Here is a 26,751-nt window from a genome sequence, read left to right on the forward strand (position 1 = left end):
AAAATGTACTAAGCTATGAGTAGCACAGCCTTGCCAATACCTGGCCTTACTCAGTATTAATAAATTCAATGATATATACAGATAACGACATGCTTTCCCAGTCTCCTGAATACTTGCTGTTGTTAAAACAGCAAGGGCATATCCTTGAAGCGGCCAATGAAATGATTGCCACGGTATCATTGGATCAGCGCTTGATTTTTCTTAACCAGGCAGGTCGGCAGATGTTGGGGGTCTCGCTTGAAAGAGACTTGATCGAAGAGCCTTTGTATGTGGCTGATTTCCACTCACCTGAAGTGTATGCGCTGCTTAGTGATCATGTTTTTCCTTCACTGGTAAAAAATTTGACCAGGTGGAAGGGTGATATTGAGTTCAGAGATTTAAATCAGCGAGCTATTCCGGTGCACCTGACGGTGATCCCTCATGTGGATGATGAGGGTAAGGTTGCCTGGATGACAGGTCTTGCCAAAGACCTGCGTGAAGTTAACGCATTAGAAATTCAGCAGCGCCTGGCTAAACGGGTATTCGATAACACCATTGAAGGCATATTCGTGACGGATGCCTTCGCACGTATTTTACAGGTGAATCGTGCGTTTACTGAAGTTACGGGTTATAGCGCTGAAGAGGCCCTGGGTAAAACACCCCGCTTGCTACGTTCTAATCATCATGATGCCGCCTTCTATGAAAAACTTTGGGCTGAGGTGGCGCTTAGCGGCAGTTGGCAGGGTGAAATCTGGAATCGTCGTAAGGATGGCAGTGTTTATTTACAGTGGTTGTCTATTAACTGTCTGAAAAACAGTCGTGATGAAACTGAATACTACGTGGCTGTGTTTCATGACCTTTCTGAGCTGCGGGCGCGAGAAGCCGAAATTGAGTATCTGGTTAATCATGATCCACTAACCGGGCTGGGTAATCGCAGCCAGTTTCGCGATCGTATTGAGCAAGGCATCCGTGGCGGCGCCGGGTCACATAGCCGAATGGCGGTAATTAAAATTGATCTGGGTGAAATCCAGCTGATCAATGACAGTCTTGGCCATGCCTGTAGTGATTTTTTGATCAAAGAAGCGGGTAGCCGTCTGAAAGATTTAATGTCCCGCAGAGATTCGCTGGTGCGCTTGGGGGCCGATGAGTTTGGTGTTGTGGTCAGTGACGTTCGGCAGATGCTAGATATCAGTCAGATGGCGTTTGATCTGAAGGTGCAATTACAAGCGCCCTTTATAATAGGGGGCGAAACTCTGTACATGAATCCCTCGATGGGAATATCTTTCTATCCGGATGACGCTGACAATGTTGAAGATCTGTTGCGTTGTGCGCGCACAGCATTACAAGAGGCCAAAGCGACGGGTCGCAACACCTTTTGCTTCTATAATCAGGATATGAGTATTCAGTCACGCGACCGCTTGGTGCTTGAACAGGCTCTCAGGGAAGCGGTGTTGGGTAATGGTTTAAGCCTCAATTTTCAACCGAAGGTGTTGTTGGAAACCGGGAAGATCTATGCGGCTGAAGTGTTGGTACGTTGGCGCCATCCTGTACTGGGGTTTATTTCTCCGGCTGTGTTTATTCCGATTGCAGAGCGTTCTGGCCTGATTGCGGAATTGGGGAACTGGGTTATGCAGGAAACCTGCCGTCAATTGGCAATAATGAAAACTGCCGGACTGACAGTGCCTCCGGTGGCAATCAATCTATCGGTTTATGAGCTTGAGCGTCCCGGGTTCGCTAAGCATTTAATGGATCCCGTCATCAAGTTCGGGTTGGACCCGGGTTTGTTCGAGTTTGAAGTAACTGAAACAGGATTAATGTCACGTGAAGAAGCTGTCATAGATTCACTGAAACAGCTTCGTGATGCTGGCTTTAAGGTCGCTCTGGATGACTTTGGCACCGGTTATTCCAGTCTGTCGTATTTACGCAAATTGCCACTTTCCACGTTAAAGATAGACATGGCTTTTGTGACTGATATGACCACGGATAAGGTCGCGGCCAGTATTGTTAAAACGGTAATAGCACTGGCAGACAGCCTGGAGCTGGAAGTGATTGCCGAGGGCGTTGAAACCACTGAGCAACAAATGATGCTATTGGATCTTGGTTGCAGTAAAGCCCAGGGCTTCCTGTTTTATAAGCCGCTCAGTGTAGATCACTTCCGGGATTTGCTTGTTAATGGGTACTAGGAGGCTGTTCGAGAATAGACTGATCTACTGTCTTGTAGCGAGTGAAGGTTTGTCAGTTGCGGATATTCATGCTTCACTGAGATGTGAATTGTCAGGTATGCAGAGGCAGGAAAATGGCAAATACTGTGTTGATCACCGGTGCCAGTCGAGGCATCGGACTTGAGCTGGCCTATCAGTATGCGCGTGACGGGGCACAAGTTCATGCCTGTGCCCGGGATTTGCTACAGGCAGAGCATTTGCAGGCGCTGGCCGCAAAGTTCCCCGAGCAGATTGAGTTGCATTATCTTGATGTGACTAGCGACAGTCAGATCAAGGCATTGGATCGTGCACTGGGGGATACAAGTATTGATGTGCTGATACATAATGCGGGCTGTTATGGTCCCAGGCGGATTAAGTTTGGAGAAATAGATCGGCAAATATGGCGTCAGGTGCTTGAGGTAAATACGCTGTCACCCCTGATGCTGTCCCAGGCACTCTATGCTAGGGTAGCGGCTAGCCAGCAGAAAACCCTGGCAATGATTAGCAGCAAAGTTGGCAGTATTACGGACAATCAATCAGGCGGAGGCTATTATTATCGCAGTTCTAAAACGGCTTTAAATCAGGTGGTCAAGAGCTTATCTATCGATCTCTCTGGTTTTGGTGTGCGTGTGATAGCCTTGCATCCTGGCTGGGTTCAAACAGCAATGGGTGGTCCTAATGCATTAATTACCACAGAAGAGAGTGCTAAGGGAATTATTCAAGTAATTGAAGATAAAAATAACTATGTCTCTGGAGGGTTTTATAATTACAACGGAGATCCGCTGCCTGGTAATCTTAGTTAAACACTTGTGTATTTTATACGACTAATTTTATCTGTGAATCTGTGGAGGCTTCGGTTAATATCCAGCAGTTTTTTAAGTATATTAAGTTGTCTTCGTCGCCCGTTGTTTAAGGAATTTTTTTGCGTAATTCATTATATCTTCCTGCTTTAATACTCTTGGCACTTGTCTATGCTGGTGCAGGTATATTGGTTGCTGGTACTGGGTTGCATGACCAGATCATTCCTTTATGGATTCCTGCTGGTATTGGGCTGGCAATGGTTATTCGCTTTGGACCGTCTTTTCTGCCGGGCGTGTTTCTGGGAAATTTACTGTTTAATATCTGGTTGCCACTGAGTTGGCAGCAGATTTTTGTTCCTGAAGCTGTTTTTGCTGCCATTCTGATTGCATCCGGGGCCACACTACAGACAGCGCTGGCTGCTTATCTGATTAAAAAAAATCATGCTCATCCATTGCGGCCTCAAAGTGGTCGTGGTCTGGTTAAGTTCATTTTATTTGCGGGCTTTTTAACCTGCACCTTAAATGCTTCAGTTGGCACACTTTCTGTGCACATGGTGGCTGATTCACAGGGCAGTGCCGGCTTTTTAAATGACTGGATAAGCTGGTGGATGGGCGACGCCTTCGGCGCCATCCTGGTTACGCCACTCCTGTTGGTATTGTTGGAGCCCAAAGCGCAGCTCAATACCAAACTTCGTTTGCGCCTGTCCGCACAGCTTGCGCTGGTCATTCTTGCGGTCTTGATCATCAATAAGATTTTCTTATCGCACCTGGATCAGCAACTGCGGCGTAGCTTCGAGCAGGATGTCAAAGTACTGGATGCGCAGGTACAGGCGGTAGTGCAGCAAAATCTCGCCGACCTGGCTCGTCTGGGTAAAGAGTTCTCCGGCCCGTTAGACGCCAATCCAGATGTATTTCGGGATATGGTGGCTGATATTCAGCAATATAATCCTTCCGTGCGTGCGTATTCCTGGGATCCGGTCGTAGCCAGGGACGATCTGGATGAATTTGAAGCAGTTACCCGTAAATTGTTAAGTGAGCCCGAGTACCGGGTGTATGGAGAGTCCTTGCGCCCGGAGGATCCGCTGATTCCGGTACAGATGGTCGAACCACGGGATGCCAACCGTGCGGCACTGGGATTTAACCTGCTCTCTATAGAAGATCGACGACGCTGGGTGGTTCAGGCACAAGAGCAGGGGCAGCCAGTCGCCACACAAATACTCAATCTGACCCAGGCTCCGGATGAGCCGGGAATGCTGATTTTGCATCCAGTGTATGTATTATCTGATCAGCAAAACCCATTAATGGGTAATATGCTGCTAACCGGCTTTGTTGTCGGTGTATTTACTGTCGATAAAATGTTCTCTGCAGCTTTGGAACTGTCTGGCATTGAGCATATCAATTTCAAGCTATTCGAAGCGGATTCCGAGTCTCCTTTTTTTACTACAACGGCTGCATTGGCAGCCCGTTCCCTGCTCAATAAACAATTTCAGGTCACTATCGCGCAGCAGACCTGGGATGTATACGCCGAGGCCGGACCAGATTATTTATCCATGCACCCAGCCAGTAATGCGCAGCTTATGCAGACCCTGCTGGTCCTGGTTGGATGTATGGGTGCAATGCTGGTATTAAGCATGCATGACCGTGAGCGACTGTTGATGGATCTGGTGACCAGGCAAACGCGAACTCTGGCACACCAGGCACGGCATGATGTGCTAACCGGCCTGCCCAATCGCTATATGTTGATGGAGCAAGTCAGTCAACGTATTCATGATGTGTCTGAACACAGTTTCAGTCTGCTGTTTATCGATCTGGACCGTTTTAAAATGATCAATGACAGCCTGGGGCATCAGGTTGGCGATAATTTATTGAAAGGTATGGCCAATAACCTCGGTCGTCGCTTGGTAAATGGCTGTGAGCTGTTTCGTACTGGCGGTGACGAGTTTATTCTTCTGGTGAGTGGTGATGCATCGCGTGCCGAGCAGGAGGCCGAGCGGTTTCTTAATCTCTGTACCATCCCGCTGCAGATAGATGGGCATAAACTGCAAATGACAGCCAGTATCGGCATCAGTCACTTTCCGGAGCATGGCCAGGATCTGGATACACTGATCAAGCACGCTGATACAGCTATGTATAAAGCCAAGGCTCAGGGTAAAAACTGTTATGAGTTATACAGCAGCCAACTAACCGCGCAGGCTGTGCTGTCGTTCCAATTGGAGCAGGATTTACGTATTGCACTGAATACACGCCAGCTACTGTTGCACTATCAACCACAGTTCTCGCTGAAAACAGGCGATTTATGTGGTCTGGAAGTATTAGTGCGCTGGCAGCACCCCGAAAAAGGCATGATGCCCCCAGGGGAATTTATACCCCTTGCGGAAGAAACCAACTTGATTGTTCCTCTGGGTTGCAGGTCATCGAGCTGGCGTGTGAGCAGATACTGGTGTGGCAGGAGCAGGGTAAAATGGTGCCACCTGTAGCCATCAATATTTCACCCAAGCAGTTACTGGAAGCAAATTTTATTGAATATATCAATGCCATTCTGGCCCGTTACGGCATAGCCCGTAGTCAGATTGAGCTGGAAATTACCGAAAGCCTGATAATGCAAGATCCGGATTATGCCATAGAACAGCTCAACAGCCTGCGTCATGCAGGTTATCGATTGGCGATTGATGATTTTGGCATGGGCTATTCTTCACTGAATCGTCTTAAACAACTACCGCTGGATCGACTGAAAATCGATTACAGTTTTACCCGTGATATCGGTGCCAATCCTAAAGATGAAGCGATTATCATCACAGTGATTGCGCTGGGCAAAAGCCTGAATATCGAAGTGTTGGCTGAAGGCGTGGAAACCGAAGCACAATTGGCGTTTCTGAAAGCGCAGGGTTGTGACAGTGTGCAGGGTTATCTGCTCGGGCGTCCAGTTCCCGAACAGGAACTGATCGCCCTAAGCGCGGCCTGATAGCCTTATTGCGGCTAGCCTATAATGATGCCGTAGCTGTAATGCTATACAGCAGGTAACCGGTATAGCTGATAAACACCAGCAATAAAGCACCACCCTCTATCCGGTTGATTCGGCCAATTCTGCCTTTAAAACCATACCCCATTATAAAGAGGGCGAAGGTGAGCGCGGCCATTACCGGCCAGTCCCGCAAGAGCAGAGCCGGGTCAACCTGTAATGGATGGATCAATCCGGCCAGACCGACAACCGCAAGGGTGTTGAACAGGTTGGAGCCGATCACATTACCCAATGCCAAATCATGCTCCCCTTTACGAATAGAAGCGAAGGCAGCCGCTAACTCGGGTAAAGACGTACCGACAGCAACAATAGTCAGACCAATAATCAGATCACTCACACCCAGTGACGTGGCAATATCAACTGCGCCCCAAACCAATACGCGAGAGCTTAGCATCAGCAGGATTAAACCCAGCAGCAGCCAGAATATCGCTTGTTTTAGCGTCATTTCACCGGCAACTTCCTCGACTTCTGTGGTCCCGATAATGGGTTCAGCGCGGCCTTTGAGTCCTTCGTGAATGCTCCAGCCCATAATGAGCGCAAACACTATCAGCATAATGCCTGCGTCCAGACGAGAAATCTGACCATTTAGCAGCAATAAACCGGATAGCAGTGTAATGCCTGCCAGTATGGGGAGTTCTTTACGTAAGACCGATGCATTGACTGCGATCGGGCTGAGTAGCGCGGTGAGCCCAAGAATCAGGCCGATATTGGCGATATTGGAACCATAAGCATTACCCAATGCCAGGCCAGGATTGCCCTGTGTGGCTGACAAGACAGAAATAAATAGCTCAGGCGCGAGGTGCCAAAACCTATAATGACCATTCCGATTAATAACGGCGGCATACCGGCATAGCGTGCTGTAGCAGCAGCGCCGTCGATAAAGCGGTCAGCACTCCAGACAAGCAGCGCCAGACCGAACACAATAGCAATAATCGGTATTAGCATGGAAAAAAACTCCAAGGTATCAGATGGATGAATAAGGGTAGTTGTTACAGAGTGATTTGTTGTCCACAAGGATCATCTGTTTGCTCGTTGAGCAGGTTCTGCTGGTCAGATATTAACTGGTTTCGCTCCCCCTGACTGCAAGCATTCAATATATCCGTGGCCCAGGTAGGTAAAGTCGGGTTAATCCGGTAGTAAACCCACTGCCCACGCCGCTCATCTTTGAGCAGCCCACAGTTACGCAATTGAGCCAGGTGACGAGAGACTTTAGGCTGTGACTCTTGCAGTGATGTCATCAATTCACAAACGCATAACTCACCCTGCTGCTGCAGCAGATTGGTAATACGCAGGCGGGTAGAGTCACTCAGGCATTTTAAAAAAGTAACAGTTTCCATTGTCTATCCAGTTGGCTTGATTCTGAAAAAAACGGATTATAACCTATATTTAGCGGCATTCCTCTTGTGCTTTGCAGTTAGTCTGCTAAAATGCGCCGCTCAATACGAAACGGTCAGGTGTCCGAGTGGCTGAAGGAGCACGCCTGGAAAGTGTGTATACGGCAACGTATCGAGGGTTCGAATCCCTCTCTGACCGCCAACTAAGAATGTATCAATAGCTCGCTCAAGTCTGTAAATTAGGAAGAATGTTTTTTCCTTGTTTATCACACAATTTTACCATACTCTTACAGCCTTTAATTGAATTTATTTTACTTAAAATCCTAAATGGGCAGAGTTGATTTAACATTGCTTAAGTTCACATAGATGAGGTTAGCAATGTTAAAGGCTATATCAAAATTTCGAAAAACAACGCTTAGCTTAGTGATTGGCTCTACCATTATATTTTCTGGTTTGGTTAACGCTGATTCTTTTACTGTTGACGGTACTAGCATTTCCTCCGATGGGGCAGGGTTTTCTCAGCAGTCTCCCAATACCTTCTACTTACCAAATACCAATAGTGAGTTAACAACGTTAACTTTTACTGATGGAAGAGGTATTACGGTTACTTCTACTAGTGAACTTGGTAATGGAAATTCAGCCAGAATAAACATTGTTGGTATTTTATCTGGCGGGTCTACTGTTAATGCAATTATTGGTCAGGGATATGCTTCTAATGTGACGATCGCTGATGCTGTTAGCGGTCAAAATCTTATTTCTGGAGTATATAGCAGTTTATGGACTGATTTTGACTACACTGGTTTTGCTCCGGCCTTTGTTTTTGACTATTCGAATGGAACCTTAACTATAAGGGCTGTTAACTCTAATAGCAAAAATAACCAAACGAGTGAAAGTATTAACAGCGATGGTAGCTTTTCATTTACAACTGGTCCGACCTATTTCTCATTAGGTAGTTTTTTACTTGGGCTATCTACAGTTACACCCGTGTATACTTTGGCTGATGCAGCTCCCTCACTTCTATCTTCCTCTTACGGATTGACTACAAATTTAACCACTACAAGCTTACTTGTTCATGGTGCTCATAGTCGACCAATGAGCCGTTATGTCGCACCTCAAGAAAAAGCATTTTGGGTTGCCGGTGATTTCGGTACTGATAATCATGGAGATCGAGATGGTCAGGTTGGGTTAGCTGAGTTTGGTGCTGGTTATAATTACGGTCCTTTTCAGCTCAATCTGGCAGTTGGGCAAACATGGGCTGATCAAAAGCTGATCAGCTCTGGTGAAGTAGATGCCGATGGCCTTTATCTCATGCTTGAAACCATCATTCCTTTGTCCGCTGAAAATGGTGTCTTTGCCACTATAGGTGCTTACAATCACTGGGGTGATATCGATATAAAACGTGGCTACTTAGTTGATGGCCTGCATAATTTCTCTTCAGGTAGTGTTGATAGCAACACATGGGGTTTACGTGCCGTGTTGATTGGGTTGATGCTTTTTCGGTTACAAATACGAGTATAAGTCCTTATGTTGATTTATCTTATAATCAATCAACGTTAGATGCTTACACAGAAAAAGGTGGGGATTTCCCAGCACAATTCGATAAGCGCAAAGATGAAATTACAGAGCTTCGTGTGGGGATCAATTCTGCAACACCTATAAATTCGATTAACATGAATTTTGTAGCTAACTTAGAAGCTGCTCACCGCTTTGATGGCAGAGCATCCAATACCACGGGGCAAATTTCTGAAGCTGGTTTTAGTTTTAATGTTGCCGGTGAATTATACAAGCAGAATTGGCTCAAGGCTGGTGTTGGTCTTGAAGGTGAGGTTGGTGTAGGAAAATTATCGGTAATGTTAAATGGAACAACTAAGTCTGAGAAATCTGATGCTTGGTTGGCCTTATCATATACTATGGCTTTCTAAAAGAATTTGGTTAGAAAACAGGTATGAAAATAAATTAGTATGATCTAATTTAAATAAATCATAAGAGGGGCTTAGTTCCCCTCTGTTCCGTTCTGTATCTTCGCTATAGTGTTCCTGGACATCTTCAGATCCTTGACTATGCGATACCCTTTACTCCTTCTGATGTGTTTCCCTGCCAAGCCAGCCTGCGTATTGCTGCATCTGTTCAGGTCTCGGTTTCCAGAATTTATTTTTCTATAAGTGCGGTAACGCACAGACGCGCTTTTACCACTCGTATTATATTCTCAGATGAAGCTTTGTGAAAATGGCGTTAATGCGAAAAAATTTTGACTTTCTCAATTGCCACGCTCCGTGATCGCCTGCCTAATAGCGTAACTAACCTAGTTGAGTATCCTTCTTGAAAGTAAAATTAATTTCAGCCGCTGTAGCGGCTGTCATCGTGTCTTGGGCGCCGCATAGCATGGCTCGCCAGTCAGTTGCACTGCCTTATCTCTTCGGTGACGCTCCAGGCGATAGTGTGGGGCAAGAAACCGGTGTCGATACAGCGGGCGCTGGACTTTTGACCATCAGGCCGGATATCAACATCAATAGTCTTAATGATGTTGGCGGTGGCATTATAACCGACAGTGTACTGCAAGATGCCAACATCCTGTTTGAAGGCAGTTCTACGGTGACGGGATTCACGGGTACGAGCGGTAATAGCTTTGGTACGATTACCGCAGGCGCTGCTGCAACAACGGTGAACTTTAACGGGGATGTTTTTGCAACTACGTTCAATGTCAGTGGCACCGGAACCGTTAACTTCAATGGTAACCTCAATTTTGGCGTTACGGCGGCAAACACCATTTTTCAAAGTGATGGTTTTATTAATATCGGTTCAGGTGGTCAGTTCGTTAGTGCTATCACGACCCTTACCGCTAACACCGGTACATTGACGCTTGGCGGGGGCAGTCTCGTTGATGGTGCCATTGGAGGGGCAAACGGCCTGAAACAAATCAATGTGGATGGTGGTAATGCCTCGGTAATTGGTGCCGTTCAAGCACGTTCATTCAACCTTGGTACGAATACCTTAAACATCGATGGAGCATTAACTACGAATGCTGGTGGAACGATTTCTACCACGTTTGCCAGCGATGCTGTGTTCGGAAGAATCGTCACTAGCGGTAGTTCCAACATTGATGCCGGCGGCATTACCGTGATCCCAACCGTCACTGGCGCACTGACAGAAGGTACCACCTACCGGATAGTGCAATCACCGTCGGGCACTGATGATGCACCGGTAAACGTTATCAACAATAGTCCGCGTTACACCTTTACCGGTTTACCAACGACCCTTGGTAATGTTGATCTTCAACTGACAGGAGTTGCCCCGCTGGACTCTCTGGTTACCGCGCCAGGCGCTCTGGCAGTAGCTTCGGTTCTGGATGTGAATGCGCCTGTTGGCTCTGATCTTCTGAGTGTCCAGGACGCCATAGCTGTACTTCCTACGGCGGATGCGATTAATGATGCGCTGGCTCAACTCGCACCTGGCGATACCAATCTGGCGGCACCCTGGGTAGCCGCTCAAACGACGCGATTGTTTGATGACATTTGGATGGCGCAAGCTGACCGGACTCAGACAATCTGTTGCGATACCAACTGTGAACCCAGTGAGTCCGATGAGCCGGTAGATTTGAATGCATGTATGGACGCCGAGCAAAAAGGTCAATGGTGGGCGCAGGGCTTTGGTAGTGAGGGTGAACAGGGCCGTATCAATAGTATGAACGGTTATGATACCGAAGCCTTCGGTCTGATGCTCGCCTATGACAAGCCATTGAACCACCAAACCCGCGTGGGTCTTGGCGGCGGCTATGCTAAGAGTGCAATCGATGCTAACAACGCATCGGGCAGCACTGATATCGATTCTTATCAAATCACCGCTTATTTACATCATGCACCGGTCCTGTGTTTGTTCAGGCCGCTGTGACAGTCGGTGTCAACAGTTACGAAAGCGAACGCAGCATCGTATTTCCTGGTGTTAATCGTACCGCGACGTCTGATTACACTGGACAGCAATACTCTGGCATCGTCAGCGTAGGTAGGCATTATCAGGTAAACGAAACAATTATTACGCCGATCGCCTCATTGCGGGCATCTCATGTTCGTGTCGACAGCTATACGGAAAAGGGCGCGGGTGATTTGAATCTGAATATTGATAGCCAGGATTACAACTTGGTTCAATCCACACTGGGCGTGAAAGCCGAGCGTATTATTCGTTCAGGTAGCAACTTCTATGCTCCAGAGGTGCATGCCAAGTGGATGCATGATTTCAACTCGACCACGATGTCACAGAATGCGGCATTCACTGGCGGCGGAGCAAGTTTCAACGCGCAGGGGATAGAGCAGGATAAAAATCTGTATAATGTTGGCGCGGGTATCACGTTTCTTTCATGCAATTGCGATACGGATACATGGGCGGTCAAGGCCCTTTATGACTATGACTGGAACGACAGCGAATACTCATCACATCAAGTGTCGCTTGTTGCCAGCCTGAAGTTCTAAACTGCCAGCGTCCTGAATAGAGCAGTAGCGCCAAGGCGCTGCTGTTTCCTCCCTTTCTGCAAAGTCTGTCTCACACCCGGCAGTACTCCTTTAAGTTTTACAAAAAACTAAACCAGCGCTTTGATGAAAAAGCCTCAGTCTATAAAATGATCAAAAATTCTATAGGTGCAATTATGGCAACGGCAAGCGCAGTACATATTTTAGTCAAAACCGAAGAAGAGGCGCAAAAATTAAAGGAAAAGCTGGCAAAAGGTGCCGATTTTGCTTCATTGGCGAAGAAACACTCTATTTGCCCATCTGGAAAACGCGGTGGGGATTTAGGTGAGTTTCGCAAAGGGCAGATGGTTAAAGCCTTTGATCAGGTAGTCTTTACCAAGCCTTGTACAAAGTCCATGGCCCTGTGAAAACCCAGTTTGGTTTTCATTTAATCAAAACACTCTACCGTAGTTAATGCGTTGGTGCATGCTCAGGTTTTCAGTAACATAGGGTACACAGGTTTTGGTACTTTTTTCAGGTGTGAAGGAAATCCAAACGCTCCTCGCAAAGCTAGTTGATTCCTAACAACACTTTTGTGAGATAGTTCCTGTTATGCACTTTTCTGAAGATGAAACATCAAGAGTGATTGAAATGGCCTGGGAAGACCGGACGCCATTTGAAGCTATTTATCAGCAATTCGGATTGACAGAGCCGCAAGTCATTGCGCTTATGCGAGGTCAGCTAAAGCGTTCAAGCTTCAGGTTGTGGCGTGAGCGCGTCAGTGGCCGTGTTACCAAGCATTTGCAACTACGCAGTCCCGAAGTTAGTAGAGCGTATTGTTCCAGACAATACAAACAACGCTAGTATGCCCAGATTTTATCGTCGTGGTCCTGATCACCGGTTTGGAGAGCTGGTTGATTTTGTGACGCTACGCAGACGTTTTAATTTCCGTAGTATTGAGATAGGTCGTTGGGTGAAGCCTGCTGAGAGCGAGCAGGCGGCGGTGCATTTTTACGATGCACTCTGTGACTTGATGCTGATACTAAATGCGAATGAAGAGGTAGTATCGCTCAGAGGCTGTCTGGCATTCCAATACGGTATTGGTGGTCGTCCTGGTGTTGCGGCGCATTATCAGCCAGCGACACGCTGCTTTTCATTAGCCAAGAATGCCGGTCCTGGCAGTATCGCACATGAGTGGTTTCACGCACTGGATCATTACCTGGCGGATAAGTGCTTTAGTGACGCTCCGCGTGGGCTATTTGCATCCAGTGCCTGGCTGCATGACTGGACCCGGATTCCTCATCCATTGAATGATGCCCTTTATGCCTGTTTTAAGGCGATCTTTCTGGATTCCACCGGAAAGCAACCGAGTGCGTTGTTCAAGGCCTCTGCTGCTGTGGATGAAAATCTCAACAGCATCTACTGGAGCTTGCCGGAAGAGATGGCGGCGCGTGCGTTTGAAGCCTTTGTGCAAGATCATGCTATTTGTAACCATTTTCTGGTGAAGGGTAGCAAAGCCTCCAAAGAAGCCGAGATGGGTTTGTTTCCACAGGGTGAGCAGCGAGTGCAAATTAATCAGGCATTTGAGGAGTATTTTCAGCGACTTGGAAGGGCGATAACTCAGTCAACCACTAAGCAAACTACAGCAGCGGCATTTGCTGACGGCTGACCCTGGCAGCTATCATCGCGAAAGTACTAATCTAACAAAATTAATAAAACAACGCGGAGTTATTTTATGTATCTGGTAGTTGTGTATGTCCCGGAAAGTCATGTTGATCGCTTGATCGAATCGATGTCTGCAGCCGGTGCCGGGCAGATTGGCGATTACGATCAGTGTGCCTGGAGGGTGCTGGGGCAGGGGCAGTTCCGACCTTGGCGGGGGCGAGTCCTCATATTGGATCGGTGGGGGCTTTGGAGCGAGTGCCGGAATATCGAGTGGAAATGGTATGTGAAGAGTCAATGATCAAGGCGGTGATGGCGGCCATGATCGCAGCTCATCCTTATGAAGAACCAGCGCATCATGTGTTGCCGATAAAGACAGCTGGCGATTGGTGAGTATTTCTACTTTGCAAAGGGGAGGGTTATTCATCACTCAAACCACCAACCCGGCAACAGTGGCCGCACTTGCTGACGGCCGAAACGATCATCTATCAACTCGATGATACCGGTATCTTCCGGGGTGCGAATGAGCCGCCCAGCGGCTTGAATCACTTTGCGAATGCCGGGATAAAGGTATGTGTAGTTATAGCCTTGGCCAAAGCGTGTCTGCAGGCGTTTGCTCAGTTGTTCATGAAAGGCATCGTAGGGTGCAGTCCCAGTGTGGCGATAAATACGCCGACCAGTGCATCGCCTGGCAGGTCGATCCCTTCCGAGAAGGCTCCACCGAGTACGGCAAAACCAACTTTTCCCCGTTCTGACCGGAAGGCTTGTATAAATTCATCTCGGGCCTGTTCGGTCATGCCGGATGACTGGGTAATAACAGGTATATCCGGGCAGTGTGTCACAAATTCATGCTGTAGCTGTTCCAGATAAGCAAAACTGCTGAGGTAGACCATGTAATTGCCTGGAACCTGCTGGTACTGCTGCCGGATACGCTGAACAATGGGTTGAATCGAACCCTGTCGGTCATTGAATCGAGTGCTGATGTGGATGATCCTTAGCTCCAGCTGTCTGGCTGAGAAAGGGCTTGGAATGGATTGCCAACGGGTCTTCTCCGGTAATCCCAACAGATCCTGATAGTAGTGTGCGGGATTGAGCGTGGCTGAGAAGAGCACACAGGCTTGGGCCTGGCGGAAACGCTGTGTCAGAAAGTCAGCCGGAATCAGGTTCTGTATCGATAGGCTGGCCTTGAACGCCGGGCGCTTTCCTTTACCTTTTTCCTGCGTCACTTTCAGTGTACAGAGTGAATGATCAGCAAAGAGTTCGGCCAATTTCATAAAACCTATCGAGTCCAGCAGCAAGGCTTGCAGTTCTGGCTGTACAGGGTGCTCTGTCATGTAGTCAGTCAGGTCCCGGACCAGACGTAGCAGGGCGCCATTCAACTCAGTCGGCACCTCAGGCAAATAAAACCGCACAGTTTGTAGATCAGAGCTGGCATGCTATCCAGATGGCATTTAATCAGTTGGTTCCAGGCCCGTTGAACCGCCCGAAAGGTGGTGCTGAGTTCCTTGGGTGCTGTGCGGGCTACCTGGCGAAACTGCGACTGACTGAGCTGGCTGGAGTACATGCCGCGGGCGCGATCAATCAGGTTGTGGGCTTCATCGATCAAGGCACAACCCGCCAGTCGTTTTGTCGGGTCAGGCCATAGAGCAGTGCCTGTTGATCGAAGTAGTGGTTCACATCACCGACCACTACATCTGACCAGCGTGCCAGTTCCTGGGCAAGATAGTAGGGGCAAATACGCTGTTCAGCTGCGAGCACTCGGATACTTGACCGGTCCAGCCAGCGGGCATTGACGGCGGCTTGTCGGGCGGCAGGTAATCTATCGAAGAAGCCATCCGCCAAGGGACAGGACTCGCCCTGACAGGCGCGATCCGGGTATTCACAGGCTTTGTCACGCGCGGTGAGTTCCAGTATTCTCAGAGGTAACTGGGTGTCCCTGGATGCCTGCAGGCCTTGCAGACTATCGAGGATCAACTGACGCCCCGTAGTACGTGCGGTGAGTATAAACAGCCTGTCGAGCTGGCGTCTGGGCATGGCCATCAAGGCCGGATAGCTGACGCCGATGGTTTTGCCGATGCCAGTCGGTGCTTCCAGCAACAGGGTATGTTCGGTGCAGATGCCTTTGTACACCGTTTCACTGAGTTGACGCTGATGAGGCCGGAAATCCGTGAAGGGGAAGGTGAGCGTCATCAACGCCTGATCGCGTAGTTGTCGATGCGCCGACTCCTGTTGGTGCCAGTCGCGATAACGGCTGCACAATAGCGTCAGAAAATCATCCAAATCCTGACGCTTCCATAGCTGCTCAAACGGGGTTTCCCGATCCTGAGCAATATCGTAGTACACCAGTCGAAGCTGGACCTGGCTGAGATTATCCCGTTGGCAAAGCAGAGCGCCGTATACCTTGAGCTGGGCTTCATGCAGGTGGTTTTGTCCGGGGCCAATACGGGTAAGATCACCGCGGTGGGTTTTGATTTCTTCCACCAGGGGCGTGTGCTCGTTCGACCTGTGATCGGGTAAGTAGCCATCGGCACGACCACGTAACTGAATGCCCAGACATTCACCTTCCAGCAGGTATTCGGTTGGTAGCCATTGGGTCTTCGGGACTGCAGGGTTCGGTGCCCTTTAATCCCTTCATCCGTTGTAGGTGAGGGCGTGTAACGATGTTCCAGGCTGCCTTCGCGTGCGGCAAACTCGCACAAGGAGCGTACGGCTACTTTCACACGTTTGCCTCATCCCAGCTACCTGCAACACACTCACCGGAATGTCGTGCTCCAGCATCGCCTGAATCCACAAACGCTGATGGTCCTGCAGACGATCCCCCGGGCCTTTCACTTCAATAAGGCGGTAGCACCCAGTTGCGCGGTTCAGTTCGATCAGATCGGGCAGACCACGGCGGTGGTGGCGGAGGTCGAGTAGCAGGTGTTGAAAAATCGCTTCAAGGTGCGTGGCCGGAATTAGCTCCAGTGCGGTTTCAATCAGTTCGGGTTGCAGGCTGGGCCAGTAGATCAACGCGCAACTGATACCCTGTTTTTGTTCAAAGTGCTGCAGGATAGTGTCCCGATAAGCACCCGTGAGCAACTGCTGAAAAGCTGATTCAATCAGCTCGGACCGACCTTCAGTAAAACCGGGTCGGAACAGATCGGCGGGGCCTGATTGAAAGGGGTTGAAAAAGGCACCGCGCAGCGGCGTATACAGGGCGGGCCAGATCAGCAGCGCAAACAGCCCGGTAAATAGCTGATTTTCGACATGAAACAACTGAGTGTCTGTATCCGACAGGTGTTCGATTACGGCGTTTTCGACTCGCCCATGTGCAGGTTTGGGCAGGGTCAGCGAATGGACCGGTACCTTGATGGATTCCGGTGGCCGATAATCCAGGCCAGCTTTACGTGCACAACGCTGCTGAATACGCTGTAATCCGACCCGTATTTCAGGCTGGAGTAACTGTGCATATGCTTGCGTTGCCAAGGTAAATACGCGTTCGGGTGATTCGCGTTTCCTTGGCAGTCTCAGCGTGCGTAGTTGCGCCTCACGATGTTGACTCTGCTGGTAAAGCTGCAATGCCAATTCAATCTGCTGGCGCCGCTCAGCCTCTCGTCCGAGTTGAAACAGCACTTTCTGATAGCGATAGTGAATCCAGTCACAGTCAATCGGCTCGGGCAGCGATTGGCTCACGGCCTCTATATCTTCACCGGCCACGACCTGTTCTCGTAACCGCTGTAACTGTAGATACAGGTCGACCTCGTCGCGGCGTTGAAACGGCCTGGACTCCGAGGTGAATAAAACCGGCTCAAACTGCTGCAGGCCCAGCTCTGTCAGCACAAATTCTGACCAACTTTGATAGAGGTTGCCAAAGAACATCAGTCGCAAACGGTCAAACAAGGAGTTGCAGCGCAGTTCCACCAGCTCAAAGGGCGGTTCTGGCCACCAGCTGTGCAGACTTTGCTGATCAGCGTCCTGCTCGAGGAGCACCGCCAGCAGATCCGATTTGCGCATGGACGCAGTCAATCTGTTCTCCGGCAGACGATGGCGTGCCAGCAACAAGCACTCTTCACGTCGGCAGAGATCACACAGTGCCTCTAGTGACAACACAGGTTGATCATCAATCAGCCCCGCTGCTAGCAAGTGTTGCAGTGCGGCTTGCAGATCAGGCACTTCGTTGTAGCTCAGATTATCCTGGCGAAACAGCACACCCTTACGCATCACCATGCGGATCAGCAAGGCCTGTGCTGGCTCATCCAGTGACAATAGCTGTTCCAGCTGCTTAATCTCGTCTGGCCGCAGCAAATCGGCATATTGGTTCAGACACAACTGGATTACCTGCTGGGCATTACGCAGGTAATAGAGTGGATTATCTAGTGAAGTGGGTGAAAGGGTAGTAAGGTTCATGGGGATATTGTACGGCAAGTCTTAACCTTGCAGCTATAAAGATTCGGAGTGTCGAGAATGCGTCAGAAGGGAAAAATCAAGGCTTGGAATGATGCTAAAGGCTGTGGCTTTATTCAGCCACTTATTGATGGAAAGGATATATTCTTCCATATCAGTAGTTTTTCCAACAGGAGACGGCGCCTGAAGTTGGACAGCTCGTAACATACAGCTTGGGTCAAGACTCCAGGGGCAGGGTTCGTGCTGAGCAGATTGCCTTTTCGGCTGATCAAATCAGAGCGTCGGTGCAAGCTGGTAATAAAGGCAGCCACTTTTCTGTATGGATTGCCTGTGTGTTTCTGGTGTTTATGTTATTGAGTGTGTTGTTTGCACATCTGCCGTTGAGACTGTTTTCTTGTATCTGGGATTAAGCCTGGCGACCTATGTACTCTACTGGATAGATAAGCGGCAAGCTCAAAATGGTGGCAGAAGGACCCCAGAGAGTACCTTGCACTTGTGCTCATTATTAGGTGGTTGGCCCGGGGCTGTATTTGCGCAACAAAGCTTGAGACACAAAACCCGAAAAGAATCGTTTCGTAATGTGTTCTGGATCACCTGTATTGTAAACTGCGCGGCTTTGGGTTGGCTGATTACTGAGCAAGGACAGCAGTTACTTCGATCTTTAGGCAATTTACTGTAGTTGGTATTATTTTTTGTGCAACTGCGTTCCTTTGAGAGTAAATAGTAGTCTAGTGGGCATTATTAATAGCGTGTAGACTGATCATTAGCTATAAATATTCTGGAAAGCATGGATGCTATGAGCAATCAGAAACCAATCAGCCAGCAAACGGACTACAAGCAGTGGCTGGGTCATATCAAAACATCGTTCCGTCAACGTCAACTCAAAGCCGCCGTAGCAGTTAACACTACCTTGCTGGAATTTTACTGGCAACTGGGCGGTGAAATCGTTGAAAAGCAAAAATTCAGCCAGTGGGGAGAAGGTTTTAGCTCAGCTCAGTCAGGATCTGATGGCCGAGTTTCCCAAGATTAAAGGTTTCTCAAAACGTAATCTGGAACTAATTAGGCAGTGGTATATCTTCTGGAATCAGGATGTTGCAATTACGCAACAGGCTGTTGCGCAATTAGTGCTCATTCCGTGGGGACATAATCAAGCCCTGCCTGAAAATCTGAAATCGAGTTTGCCGAGTGTTGAAGAGATAGAACAGGAATTGGCAAGAGAGTTAGATGATAATTAAAGTTCTGTATGCTTGGCTGAATAAGGAATAGGTGTTAGATGCTGCGACTACTGGGTAACATAATTTGGTTTGTGCTGGGTGGGCTGGTGATGGGTCTGGCCTGGTGGCTGGCAGGACTGTTGGCTCTGATTACCATTGTGGGTATTCCCTGGGCACGCTCCTGCTTTGTGATCGGTTTATTTACTTTCTGGCCGTTTGGCAAACAGGCGGTCAACCGTCGTTTCGTCAATGGCAGGGAGGATATTGGTACCGGTTGTTTGGGGATGATGGGTAATATCATCTGGTTTATCTTTGCCGGTATCTGGTTGGCGATTGGTCACTTGCTGGCGGCGTTGCTCTGTTTTGTCACCATTATCGGCATTCCATTTGGAATTCAGCATATGAAGCTGGCACTGATTGCGCTGGCGCCGGTGGGGCAAACGATAGTGGATATTGATCCTCAGCGTTGGCAGTGATGCTGTATAGGGTTATGGCCTGAAATATGGGTAAACAGGCTCAATTTAATAGACTTTTTCTCAATCCAGGCTCATGCTTTCTTCGTAGTAGTGCTATTAACTAAAACTTTGCATTACTGGCTAGGTTAGCTGTTTCCTGGTTGTGTTGTTACGACTGAAGTAGCTGAGGCTTGAGTTAAGAATGCAGGAGGCATATGCAATGACGCTATGGAAAAGTCGTTTTGTGGCACTTATCAAGTTTATAGTGCTGGCCCTTGTGGTTGGGTTTCTCTCTGCATGTGATTCCTCTACAGAGCCGGTTGCGGCTCCGGCGGAAGATATTATTCGCCCGGCACGCATAGAGACCGTTGAATCTGTCTCTGGTTCCAGCCTGGTTTTCAATGGCACGATACGATCTGCTCAGCGCGCTGAAATGGCGTTCAAGGTAGCCGGGCGTGTTGAAGCAGTGTTGGTCAATGAAGGCATGACGGTCCAGCGTGGTGATGAGCTGGCGCGCCTTGATGATAGGGAACTGAGAGCGGCTTTGAATTCAGCTCAGGCCGAATTTAATTCAGCCGATGCAGATTATCGGCGTGGTTTGGCTATTTTTGAACGCACTCAGGCTATTTCGCGCAGAGACCTGGAAAGGTTGGAGACTCAACGCAGTCTGGCCGCCAATAAGCTCAGTACTGCACAGCTGGCATTTGAAGAAACAGTACTTAAAGCACCATTTGATGGGGTGATAGGTCGTAAGCTGGTTGAGGATTTTTCTCGCGTTGCTGCAAATCAGTCTATTTTGGTCATACAGAATTTGCAGGATCTTGAAGTGGTCATTCAGGTGCCTGATCAGGTTGTGCTTCAATCTGCTCGTCGCAGTGGCGCTTTTGCTGAAATTCCTGGGTTGGAACAACCCTTTCCCCTGACACTCAAGTTTTTTTCCACTGAAGCTGATCCTGTAACCCAGACCTATCAGGTCATATTGGATTTACATGATAAGGGTGAAGCTAATATTTTACCGGGTATGTCAGCGCGTGTTTTTGCTTCACAACACGATGCTGAAAATTATGTCAGTATCCCCTTAAGTGCGATTGTACCTGACAATCAGGGAGGTCAGTTTGTATGGATGCTTGATGCGCAAAGTCGAGCGGTATTGCAGCCTGTGGAAGTGGGTGAGCTGGTCGGTGACCGCGTATTTGTGCGTTCGGGTTTGAATTCGGGAGACAGGATTATTACCGCTGGGGTGAGCCGTGTTCGTGAGGGGATGAAACTAAGACCACTGGATGGCAGTGGAGCTGAAAGCTGATGGATATTGCTGCTTATTCGGTTGCTAAACGCACCAGCCTTTGGGTTGTGATTGTATTGATTTTGTTGGGTGGTTATCTGAGTTATGAACAGCTGCCCCGGTTTGAAGACCCTGAATTTATTATTCGCAAGGCGGTTGTTATTACCACCTACCCGGGTGCCAGTGCTCAGGAGGTGGCTCAGGAGGTGACTGACCGGATTGAAGCGGCTGTACAGATGCTGCAGGAAGTGAAACAGGTCAAGTCGGTTTCCAAGCAGGGCTACTCCGAGGTAACTGTCGAGATCAAAATGGAGTTTGCTCGCAGCCATGCTGAGTTGCAGCAAGTCTGGGATATTCTCAGGCGCAAGCTGGCAGATGCACAACGCGGACTGCCGCCAGGTACAGGCCCCATCCTGGTCAATGATGATTTTGCTGATGTATACGCGCAGTTCTATGCTATTACGGCAGAGGGATTCAGCGACAGGGAGTTGTATCATTATGTGGATCAACTCTCCAAAGAATTGGCTCTGGTTCCGGGGGTGGCACGTACAGCTTTGCTGGCTGGCCCCCAAGAGCGGATATTTATCGAGCTGTCGCGAGAGCGCCTGGCGCATTTTGGGCTTAATTCTCAGCAAGTTTACCAAGTGTTACAGCAGCAGAACCTGATTACTGTTGCGGGCGATATTCTGGCAGATGGTTTGCGTGTGCCGGTGATTCCTCAGCGTAGTGTCAGTGATTTTACCGATCTGAAACAGCTGCAAATTGGTCTGGGTCCGGAAAATACGGTGCTGCGCTTATCTGATATCGCCAGGGTTGTACGCAGTTATGCCGAGCCGCCGGGTATGATGATGACGTTTGATGGTCAGCGGGCGATAGGTTTAGGCATATCCAATGTTCAGGGTGGTAATGTTGTCAGCATGGGAGCTGCCGTGCAGCAGCGCTTGAGCGAACTGGAGCATTTGCGTCCGGTCGGCATGGAGCTGCATCCGATTTCGTTACAGTCTGAATCTGTCAGTACAGCGGTGGCTGCATTTGTATCCAACTTACTGGCCGCCGTGGCAATTGTGTTTGTGGTATTGCTACTGTTCATGGGGCTGAGAGTGGGGCTGATCATCGGCTTTGTGCTCTTGCTGACGGTGGCAGGTACCCTGATTATCATGCTCATGGACAATATTGCCATGCAGCGTATCTCATTGGGTGCCTTGATCATTGCACTGGGTATGCTGGTCGATAACGCCATAGTAGTCAGTGATGGTGTGATGGTGCGTTTACAACGCGGTGAAGAGCGTAAAAAGGCTGTTTCAGCCGTTGTTCGCAGTACCATCTGGCCACTGTTAGGAGGCACTTTAGTTGGTATTCTGGCGTTCAGCGCTATCGGTTTATCACCCAGTGACATGGGAGAATACGCCGGTTCACTCTTCTGGGTCATTCTCTACTCCATGCTGCTCAGCTGGCTGTTTGCCATTACGGTTACCCCGATGCTGTGCTACCAGTTCCTGAAAGTACCGCGTCAGGTCGAAGGCGGTGGGCAAAGTTGTATAACCCGTGCCTATGCAAGCCTGTTGCATTGGGTGTTGAGTCATAGAGTGCTTTCGATAGCACTGCTGCTGGTTGCACTTATGAGTGCTGCATGGGGGGCACGCTTTATCACACCCGGCTTTATGCCAGACTCTGAACGTCCTCAGTTTGTGGTTGATCTCTATCTGCCACAGGGGAGTGATATCAGGCGCACGGCGGATATTCTGGCCTTGGCTGAGCAGCATGTCTCTTCAAAATCGGGTGTATTAAACACCACCGGCTTTATCGGTGGAGGTGGGCTGCGTTTTATGCTGACCTACTCGCCTGAACCGAGAAATCCGGCCTTTGCGCAGTTACTGATTAACGTGGATGATCAGGGGCATATTGCAGAGCTGGTGGAAAGTTTGCAAGGCGAACTGTCGGAGATGCTGCCGGATACCTCAGTCAAAGTGTGGAAGTTTATGCTCGGCCGTGGTGGCGGTAAAAAAATCGAGGCGGGCTTTACCGGGCCTGATCCGGTTGTACTGCGTCGTCTTGCTGAGGAGGCCAAAGCTCTGATGCAAGCCGATCCTGCACTGATTGCTATTCAGGATGATTGGCGTCAACAAGTGCCGGTCGCGCAGCCTCAGTGGCGCCAGGAACAGTTACAGCGCCTCGGACTGACGGGAGCGGATGTGAATGCAGCCTTGGCACAGACGCTCAGTGGTCGACAAATAGGTATTTATCGAGAAGGTGATGACCTGGTACCGCTGATTGTGCGTGCACCTGTGGCTGAACGTGAGCAACCCGGTGTGATTCAAAACACGGAAGTGTTCAGTCCGGTAGCTGGGCGGAGTGTGCCGGTGAACCAGCTGTTGGAGTCTGTTGATGTGGTTTGGCAGGATGCCATTATCCGGCGCGTAAATCGTGAACCTACACTCATTGTTCAGGCCGATCCGGCACCCGGCATACTGACCAGCGATGTGTTCAATCAGATCCGCCCTGTGATTGAATCTATTCCATTGCCACCGGGTTACAAGTTGCAATGGTATGGTGAGTATGACGCTTCGCGTGAGGCGAATGCGGGGTTGGCTGTTTCTGCGCCTTTTGGTTTTGCGGCTATGATCCTGGCAGTTGTGTTTATGTTTAATGCCTTTAGAGAACCCTTGGTGATCTGGATGACCGCTCCCTTGGCGATGATCGGTGTAGTGGTTGGCCTTGTTGTGTTTCGGACGCCCTTTGAGTTTATGGCGATACTCGGATTTTTGAGTCTGATCGGTATGATGGTCAAGAATGCCATCGTGCTGGTAGACGAAGCGGGTAGTCGTATCCGAGAGGGGCAGCAAGCGTATACGGCGGTTGTGGAGGCTTGTATTAGTCGTGCACGCCCGGTTGTGCTTGGCGCGTTGACTACGATTTTGGGTGTGGCTCCGTTGCTGGTCGATCCATTCTTCAAGAGCATGGCGGTGACGGTCATGTTCGGTTTGTTATTTGCAACGGCATTAACCTTGGTAGTGTTGCCCTTGTTTTATGTCATGGTGTTCAGAATACGCAATACATAGGTGGTTGTGGGTTTGGCATCTTAGTTAACCCAGGGTAAATCCTTCCAGCAGGTAGTATAAGCTGGCGACAGGTAGCCGCGTTTCATCTGCCAGTCTTTTTTCGTGCCTTGTACGGCAAAAAACACCCGGCCTTTGCCGCTGTGGTTGATTCTGTCCAGTACCGACATCAGCGCGTCGGCATTGGGGTGAGCGTGGTACTCTTCAAACAGGCTGGGCTGAAAGGTGCCTGGTTCATAGAAGTCAGATAACATCACCCCGGCTTTCATATAGCGGTAACCTTCACGCCATGCGCTATTTAACAGACGCACGGCAGCCGCTACCAGATCACGGGTATCATCGCTTGGCAGTTGCAGTTCCGTGGTGAGTGACGGCGTGTATTGCGGCTCGGCCGGGTTAAAGCGGTTGGTGCGCAGAAACAGAGTCAGCACTTTCGCGCGGCGTTGTTCCTGGCGCAGCTTTTCGGCGGCGCGGGCGGTGTATTCGCTAATGGCTTCACGCATCAGCTTGAACTCGGTAATACGCTCACCAAACGAGCGGCTGCAGACAATCTGCTTTTTGGTCGGCGCGATGCTTTCCAGTTCCAGACAGGACTCACCATTTAGCTCACGCACAGTGCGCTCGACCACCACGGAGTAATGGCGGCGAATCTGCTTGGGGGACGCATTCGCCAGGTCCAGCACCGTCTGGATACCCTCTGCTTTCAGGCGTTGAGACAAACGCCGACCGATGCCCCAGACCTCATCAACGGGTAATAACGCCATCAGCTTGCGCTGGCGACCCGGGGAGGTTAAATCCACTACGCCCCCTGTGCCTGGATAGTGTTTAGCCGCATAATTGGCCAGCTTTGCGAGGGTTTTGGTGGGCGCCATGCCGATACAGACGCTGATTCCGGTGCATTGATAAACGCTTTCCCGCAGTTGCTTGCCAAAGTCTTCTAGCGATAACAGGTGATCAATGCCGCTCAGATCGAGAAAAGCTTCATCGATGGAGTAAATCTCGACTCGCGGTGTTAAAGACTCCAGAATACTCATCACCCGCGCTGAAAGATCGGCATACAGCGCATAGTTGCTGGAAAAAGCGGTAATGCCATGCTGGCGTATCAGATCCTGCACCTGATAGGCAGGCACCCCCATCTTGATTCCCAGGGCTTTGGCTTCGCGTGAGCGCGCCACCACGCAGCGTCATTGTTCGACAGCACCACCACCGGTCGGTGTTTCAGGTCGGGACGAAACAGCTTTTCGCAGCTGGCGTAGAAATTATTACAATCCACCAGCGCAAACACAGCGGAGCGTTCAGGCATAGAGTTCAACGCCGCATCTGTCGGACGATATTGGTGACCACACCAAAGATCTCAAAATCAGACGCCTCCGTGATCAACATTACCGGATAGGCTGGATTGCGCGGTACCAGACAGGGATGAGGAGTAATGTTCAACTCCTTAACTGTCATTTCACCGTTGATACTGGCGATGATGATGTCGCCATGCCTGGCCTCCAGGGACCGATCCACCACCAGCACATCATTGGCAGCTATCCCGGCATCCCGCATCGAATCCCCCTGGACCCGCACAAAGAAGGTCGCCGCTGGATGACTGATACACAGCTGATTCAGATCCAGGGTTTGTTCAATATAATCCTGCGCCGGAGACGGAAATCCAGCCGACACACGTTCCAGATACAGCGGAATACGTAACTCTGATGCTTTAAGCAGATCTGTGTCTGCAAAACAGCCGATCAGTACCACAGCGCTCATGTACACCTCAATCAAATACTGTTTATATATACAGTATCGCTTAGTGGATGTGAAACAGGCAAGTGGTAAATATGATTCCGTGGAGGTAGTCTATTCGTTTTTCTGCTCCCGCCCAGAGAACGTTAATCTGAAAGGGGTGTGCAAGTGAGCAAAATTTTAAGATGCCTGTATAGCGGTACAACTTATATGAAAACAGATCACATCCGCACCTTCACACAAGCGAATAAGGCCGCTTGGGAGGCGTCTGCCCATCTGCATGGTCAAGGTAAGGAGTGGGACGAATTGCTGCTTGCTGCGAGTCAGCCTGATTTCAACGTGCTGGATGCTTGCCTGTCCGCTACTTTAACCGAGCTGGGCATAGCGGGTCGCAGCGCGGTTCAGGTAGGCTGCAATAATGCGCGTGAGTTGCTATCTTTGGCCTCGTTTGGTGCGCGTCCCTTGCTGGGCCTTGACCAGTCGGCTGCGTTTCTGGCTCAGGGCGTCCAGATTGCTAAGGCCTCTGGCTTAGCCCCCGTCTGGTGGAAGCGGATATTTATGCTCTGCCTGACGATCTGGGCCGCTACGATCTGGTGCTGATCACCATTGGTGTACTCAACTGGATGCCCGACCTTCCGCGTTTCTTTCAGATCGTGCGCGGGTTGATGAGTCCAGGTGCATTTTTGGTTATCTACGAAACTCATCCAATGTTAGAGGTGTTCAACCCTGGCAGCGCTAACCCCTTTGTACCTGAGAACAGCTACTTTGATAAAACGCCGGTGCGTATTGAAGAAGCCATTACCTATGATGGCAGCGATGGAGGCGCTGGGGAAACTGGCTACTGGTTTGTACATACTCTGGGGGAAATAGTTACTGCCTGTGTGCAAAGTGGGCTGCGGCTGCAGTGTCTTCAGGAACATCCTCACCTGAATCGTGAGGTGGAATACGCCATCTATGAAAACCAGACAGCCCAGATGCCTCTGTGCTATACGCTGGTTGCCGAAGCTCCCTGCGTGCCAAACACTAAGGCGTAAGCTATGCTAAAATCCATGCCCCTTGGCCAAAGGGTATGGGGATATCAGGAGTAACTGGCATGAACTATTTTGATATGCTTATGCTGTTTGTTGTGATGGCGGTGTTGGCACTTGTGCCCAGCAGTAGCGTCGCCTGGTGGTTGCCCGATCCTCAACCGCCGG

Annotated in this window: 25 protein-coding genes, 1 tRNA gene and 4 pseudogenes; 22 read left to right on the forward strand and 8 right to left on the reverse strand. The window is 49.5% G+C overall.

Annotated features, from left to right (window positions below):
* The first annotated feature begins 89 nt into the window (after window positions 1-89).
* From LH51_RS06280 to LH51_RS23480, 4 genes are all read left to right on the forward strand, one after another.
* Entirely contained in the window at window positions 90-2,162 is a 2,073-nt protein-coding gene (locus LH51_RS06280; protein ID WP_052063508.1) for a putative bifunctional diguanylate cyclase/phosphodiesterase, read from the forward strand.
* A 113-nt stretch (window positions 2,163-2,275) separates the two neighbouring features.
* The gene (locus LH51_RS06285) at window positions 2,276-2,983 is read left to right on the forward strand and encodes an SDR family oxidoreductase (protein WP_036520776.1); all 708 of its coding nucleotides are present in this window, start codon (window positions 2,276-2,278) and stop codon (window positions 2,981-2,983) included.
* 119 nt (window positions 2,984-3,102) lie between these two features.
* Window positions 3,103-5,457: a bifunctional diguanylate cyclase/phosphodiesterase gene (locus LH51_RS18915; RefSeq protein WP_052063509.1), complete on the forward strand. Its 2,355-nt coding sequence runs from the start codon at window positions 3,103-3,105 to the stop codon at window positions 5,455-5,457.
* The gene (locus tag LH51_RS23480) at window positions 5,442-5,942 is read left to right on the forward strand and encodes an EAL domain-containing protein (protein WP_052063510.1); all 501 of its coding nucleotides are present in this window, start codon (window positions 5,442-5,444) and stop codon (window positions 5,940-5,942) included. The genes LH51_RS18915 and LH51_RS23480 overlap by 16 nt, the downstream gene beginning before the upstream one ends.
* A gap of 19 nt (window positions 5,943-5,961) precedes the next feature.
* Here LH51_RS23480 and LH51_RS06295 read toward each other — a convergent pair.
* Window positions 5,962-6,944: pseudogene (locus tag LH51_RS06295) on the reverse strand (calcium/sodium antiporter).
* Between the two features lie 44 nt (window positions 6,945-6,988).
* Window positions 6,989-7,336, reverse strand: coding sequence for a metalloregulator ArsR/SmtB family transcription factor (locus LH51_RS06300; RefSeq protein ID WP_052063511.1), 348 nt, complete (start codon window positions 7,334-7,336; stop codon window positions 6,989-6,991).
* A 111-nt stretch (window positions 7,337-7,447) separates the two neighbouring features.
* Between LH51_RS06300 and LH51_RS06305 the strand changes: the two genes are divergently transcribed.
* The 9 genes and pseudogenes from LH51_RS06305 (at window position 7,448) to LH51_RS06335 (ending at window position 13,735) form a co-directional block, all read left to right on the forward strand.
* Window positions 7,448-7,535 (forward strand) — tRNA-Ser (locus LH51_RS06305).
* Between the two features lie 176 nt (window positions 7,536-7,711).
* Window positions 7,712-8,851, forward strand: coding sequence for a hypothetical protein (locus tag LH51_RS20445; protein ID WP_144244194.1), 1,140 nt, complete (start codon window positions 7,712-7,714; stop codon window positions 8,849-8,851).
* Window positions 8,791-9,255 (forward strand): autotransporter outer membrane beta-barrel domain-containing protein, encoded by a 465-nt coding sequence (locus tag LH51_RS19915; protein ID WP_081960701.1) that lies wholly within the window; start codon window positions 8,791-8,793, stop codon window positions 9,253-9,255. The genes LH51_RS20445 and LH51_RS19915 overlap by 61 nt, the downstream gene beginning before the upstream one ends.
* A gap of 397 nt (window positions 9,256-9,652) precedes the next feature.
* Window positions 9,653-11,221: an autotransporter outer membrane beta-barrel domain-containing protein gene (locus LH51_RS23485; protein WP_144244195.1), complete on the forward strand. Its 1,569-nt coding sequence runs from the start codon at window positions 9,653-9,655 to the stop codon at window positions 11,219-11,221.
* Window positions 11,200-11,796 (forward strand): autotransporter outer membrane beta-barrel domain-containing protein, encoded by a 597-nt coding sequence (locus LH51_RS06320; protein ID WP_036520780.1) that lies wholly within the window; start codon window positions 11,200-11,202, stop codon window positions 11,794-11,796. The genes LH51_RS23485 and LH51_RS06320 overlap by 22 nt, the downstream gene beginning before the upstream one ends.
* Before the next feature lie 173 nt (window positions 11,797-11,969).
* Window positions 11,970-12,247 (forward strand): annotated as a pseudogene (gene ppiC, locus LH51_RS06325) (peptidylprolyl isomerase PpiC).
* A gap of 137 nt (window positions 12,248-12,384) precedes the next feature.
* Window positions 12,385-12,636 carry a TIGR03643 family protein gene (locus LH51_RS19920; RefSeq protein WP_081960702.1) on the forward strand — a complete coding sequence of 84 codons (252 nt, stop codon included), beginning with the start codon at window positions 12,385-12,387 and terminating at the stop codon, window positions 12,634-12,636.
* Between the two features lies 1 nt (window position 12,637).
* Window positions 12,638-13,441: a CLCA_X family protein gene (locus tag LH51_RS06330; RefSeq protein ID WP_052063514.1), complete on the forward strand. Its 804-nt coding sequence runs from the start codon at window positions 12,638-12,640 to the stop codon at window positions 13,439-13,441.
* Between the two features lie 66 nt (window positions 13,442-13,507).
* Window positions 13,508-13,735 (forward strand): hypothetical protein, encoded by a 228-nt coding sequence (locus LH51_RS06335; RefSeq protein ID WP_327124438.1) that lies wholly within the window; start codon window positions 13,508-13,510, stop codon window positions 13,733-13,735.
* Between the two features lie 125 nt (window positions 13,736-13,860).
* Here LH51_RS06335 and LH51_RS23495 read toward each other — a convergent pair.
* The 4 genes and pseudogenes from LH51_RS23495 to LH51_RS06345 form a co-directional block, all read right to left on the reverse strand.
* Window positions 13,861-14,768: pseudogene (locus LH51_RS23495) on the reverse strand (ATP-dependent DNA helicase).
* A gap of 41 nt (window positions 14,769-14,809) precedes the next feature.
* Window positions 14,810-15,040, reverse strand: coding sequence for a hypothetical protein (locus LH51_RS22320; RefSeq protein ID WP_235263568.1), 231 nt, complete (start codon window positions 15,038-15,040; stop codon window positions 14,810-14,812).
* Window positions 15,037-15,915 (reverse strand): hypothetical protein, encoded by an 879-nt coding sequence (locus LH51_RS22325; RefSeq protein ID WP_235263569.1) that lies wholly within the window; start codon window positions 15,913-15,915, stop codon window positions 15,037-15,039. Before LH51_RS22325 ends, LH51_RS22320 begins: the two co-directional genes overlap by 4 nt.
* A 150-nt stretch (window positions 15,916-16,065) precedes the next feature.
* Window positions 16,066-17,838 carry a VRR-NUC domain-containing protein gene (locus LH51_RS06345; RefSeq protein WP_200881887.1) on the reverse strand — a complete coding sequence of 591 codons (1,773 nt, stop codon included), beginning with the start codon at window positions 17,836-17,838 and terminating at the stop codon, window positions 16,066-16,068.
* Between the two features lie 39 nt (window positions 17,839-17,877).
* On the opposite strand from LH51_RS06345, the gene LH51_RS24675 reads away from it, so the two are divergent.
* From LH51_RS24675 to LH51_RS06370, 7 genes are all read left to right on the forward strand, one after another.
* Window positions 17,878-18,021: a cold shock domain-containing protein gene (locus LH51_RS24675; protein ID WP_081960704.1), complete on the forward strand. Its 144-nt coding sequence runs from the start codon at window positions 17,878-17,880 to the stop codon at window positions 18,019-18,021.
* A 115-nt stretch (window positions 18,022-18,136) separates the two neighbouring features.
* Window positions 18,137-18,496 carry a DUF1294 domain-containing protein gene (locus LH51_RS19930; protein WP_081960705.1) on the forward strand — a complete coding sequence of 120 codons (360 nt, stop codon included), beginning with the start codon at window positions 18,137-18,139 and terminating at the stop codon, window positions 18,494-18,496.
* A gap of 117 nt (window positions 18,497-18,613) precedes the next feature.
* On the forward strand, window positions 18,614-18,847 hold the full coding sequence (locus tag LH51_RS24680) for a DUF1016 N-terminal domain-containing protein (RefSeq protein WP_160173690.1): 234 nt from the start codon (window positions 18,614-18,616) through the stop codon (window positions 18,845-18,847).
* Window positions 18,756-19,052, forward strand: coding sequence for a DUF1016 N-terminal domain-containing protein (locus LH51_RS18940; protein ID WP_442934815.1), 297 nt, complete (start codon window positions 18,756-18,758; stop codon window positions 19,050-19,052). The genes LH51_RS24680 and LH51_RS18940 overlap by 92 nt, the downstream gene beginning before the upstream one ends.
* 38 nt (window positions 19,053-19,090) lie before the next feature.
* Window positions 19,091-19,507, forward strand: a complete 417-nt coding sequence (locus LH51_RS06360) for a YccF domain-containing protein (RefSeq protein ID WP_200881889.1) — start codon at window positions 19,091-19,093, stop codon at window positions 19,505-19,507.
* 199 nt (window positions 19,508-19,706) lie between these two features.
* The gene (locus LH51_RS06365) at window positions 19,707-20,789 is read left to right on the forward strand and encodes an efflux RND transporter periplasmic adaptor subunit (RefSeq protein WP_036520783.1); all 1,083 of its coding nucleotides are present in this window, start codon (window positions 19,707-19,709) and stop codon (window positions 20,787-20,789) included.
* A complete protein-coding gene (locus tag LH51_RS06370) occupies window positions 20,789-23,827 on the forward strand; it encodes an efflux RND transporter permease subunit (protein ID WP_036520785.1) in 3,039 nt (1,012 codons plus the stop codon). Before LH51_RS06365 ends, LH51_RS06370 begins: the two co-directional genes overlap by 1 nt.
* A gap of 20 nt (window positions 23,828-23,847) precedes the next feature.
* On the opposite strand, the pseudogene umuC reads toward LH51_RS06370, so the two are convergent.
* Window positions 23,848-25,127 (reverse strand): annotated as a pseudogene (umuC, locus tag LH51_RS06375) (translesion error-prone DNA polymerase V subunit UmuC).
* Between the two features lie 5 nt (window positions 25,128-25,132).
* Window positions 25,133-25,579: a translesion error-prone DNA polymerase V autoproteolytic subunit gene (umuD, locus tag LH51_RS06380; protein ID WP_052063517.1), complete on the reverse strand. Its 447-nt coding sequence runs from the start codon at window positions 25,577-25,579 to the stop codon at window positions 25,133-25,135.
* A 186-nt stretch (window positions 25,580-25,765) separates the two neighbouring features.
* On the opposite strand from umuD, the gene LH51_RS21240 reads away from it, so the two are divergent.
* Complete coding sequence (locus tag LH51_RS21240) at window positions 25,766-26,155, forward strand: hypothetical protein (RefSeq protein ID WP_200881890.1); 390 nt, start codon at window positions 25,766-25,768, stop codon at window positions 26,153-26,155.
* Window positions 26,098-26,589 carry a hypothetical protein gene (locus tag LH51_RS21245; RefSeq protein WP_200881891.1) on the forward strand — a complete coding sequence of 164 codons (492 nt, stop codon included), beginning with the start codon at window positions 26,098-26,100 and terminating at the stop codon, window positions 26,587-26,589. Before LH51_RS21240 ends, LH51_RS21245 begins: the two co-directional genes overlap by 58 nt.
* Window positions 26,590-26,751 lie beyond the last annotated feature (162 nt).

The organism is Nitrincola sp. A-D6 (assembly GCF_000764495.1).
Lineage (GTDB): Bacteria > Pseudomonadota > Gammaproteobacteria > Pseudomonadales > Balneatricaceae > Nitrincola.

Excerpts from the sequence above, each read along its gene's own strand:
- LH51_RS24680 (WP_160173690.1), top strand. The coding sequence starts at position 18,614 with ATGAGCAATCAGAAACCAATCAGCCAGCAAACGGACTACAAGCAGTGG.
- LH51_RS06360 (WP_200881889.1), top strand. The coding sequence starts at position 19,091 with ATGCTGCGACTACTGGGTAACATAATTTGGTTTGTGCTGGGTGGGCTG.
- LH51_RS20445 (WP_144244194.1), top strand. The coding sequence starts at position 7,712 with ATGTTAAAGGCTATATCAAAATTTCGAAAAACAACGCTTAGCTTAGTG.
- umuD (WP_052063517.1), bottom strand. The coding sequence starts at position 25,579 with ATGAGCGCTGTGGTACTGATCGGCTGTTTTGCAGACACAGATCTGCTT.
- LH51_RS19920 (WP_081960702.1), top strand. The coding sequence starts at position 12,385 with ATGCACTTTTCTGAAGATGAAACATCAAGAGTGATTGAAATGGCCTGG.
- LH51_RS06335 (WP_327124438.1), top strand. The coding sequence starts at position 13,508 with ATGTATCTGGTAGTTGTGTATGTCCCGGAAAGTCATGTTGATCGCTTG.
- LH51_RS06370 (WP_036520785.1), top strand. The coding sequence starts at position 20,789 with ATGGATATTGCTGCTTATTCGGTTGCTAAACGCACCAGCCTTTGGGTT.
- LH51_RS06300 (WP_052063511.1), bottom strand. The coding sequence starts at position 7,336 with ATGGAAACTGTTACTTTTTTAAAATGCCTGAGTGACTCTACCCGCCTG.
- LH51_RS24675 (WP_081960704.1), top strand. The coding sequence starts at position 17,878 with ATGCGTCAGAAGGGAAAAATCAAGGCTTGGAATGATGCTAAAGGCTGT.
- LH51_RS06365 (WP_036520783.1), top strand. The coding sequence starts at position 19,707 with ATGACGCTATGGAAAAGTCGTTTTGTGGCACTTATCAAGTTTATAGTG.
- LH51_RS19930 (WP_081960705.1), top strand. The coding sequence starts at position 18,137 with ATGGATTGCCTGTGTGTTTCTGGTGTTTATGTTATTGAGTGTGTTGTT.
- LH51_RS06330 (WP_052063514.1), top strand. The coding sequence starts at position 12,638 with ATGCCCAGATTTTATCGTCGTGGTCCTGATCACCGGTTTGGAGAGCTG.
- LH51_RS06280 (WP_052063508.1), top strand. The coding sequence starts at position 90 with ATGCTTTCCCAGTCTCCTGAATACTTGCTGTTGTTAAAACAGCAAGGG.
- LH51_RS23480 (WP_052063510.1), top strand. The coding sequence starts at position 5,442 with ATGGTGCCACCTGTAGCCATCAATATTTCACCCAAGCAGTTACTGGAA.
- LH51_RS19915 (WP_081960701.1), top strand. The coding sequence starts at position 8,791 with ATGGGGTTTACGTGCCGTGTTGATTGGGTTGATGCTTTTTCGGTTACA.
- LH51_RS06285 (WP_036520776.1), top strand. The coding sequence starts at position 2,276 with ATGGCAAATACTGTGTTGATCACCGGTGCCAGTCGAGGCATCGGACTT.
- LH51_RS21240 (WP_200881890.1), top strand. The coding sequence starts at position 25,766 with ATGAAAACAGATCACATCCGCACCTTCACACAAGCGAATAAGGCCGCT.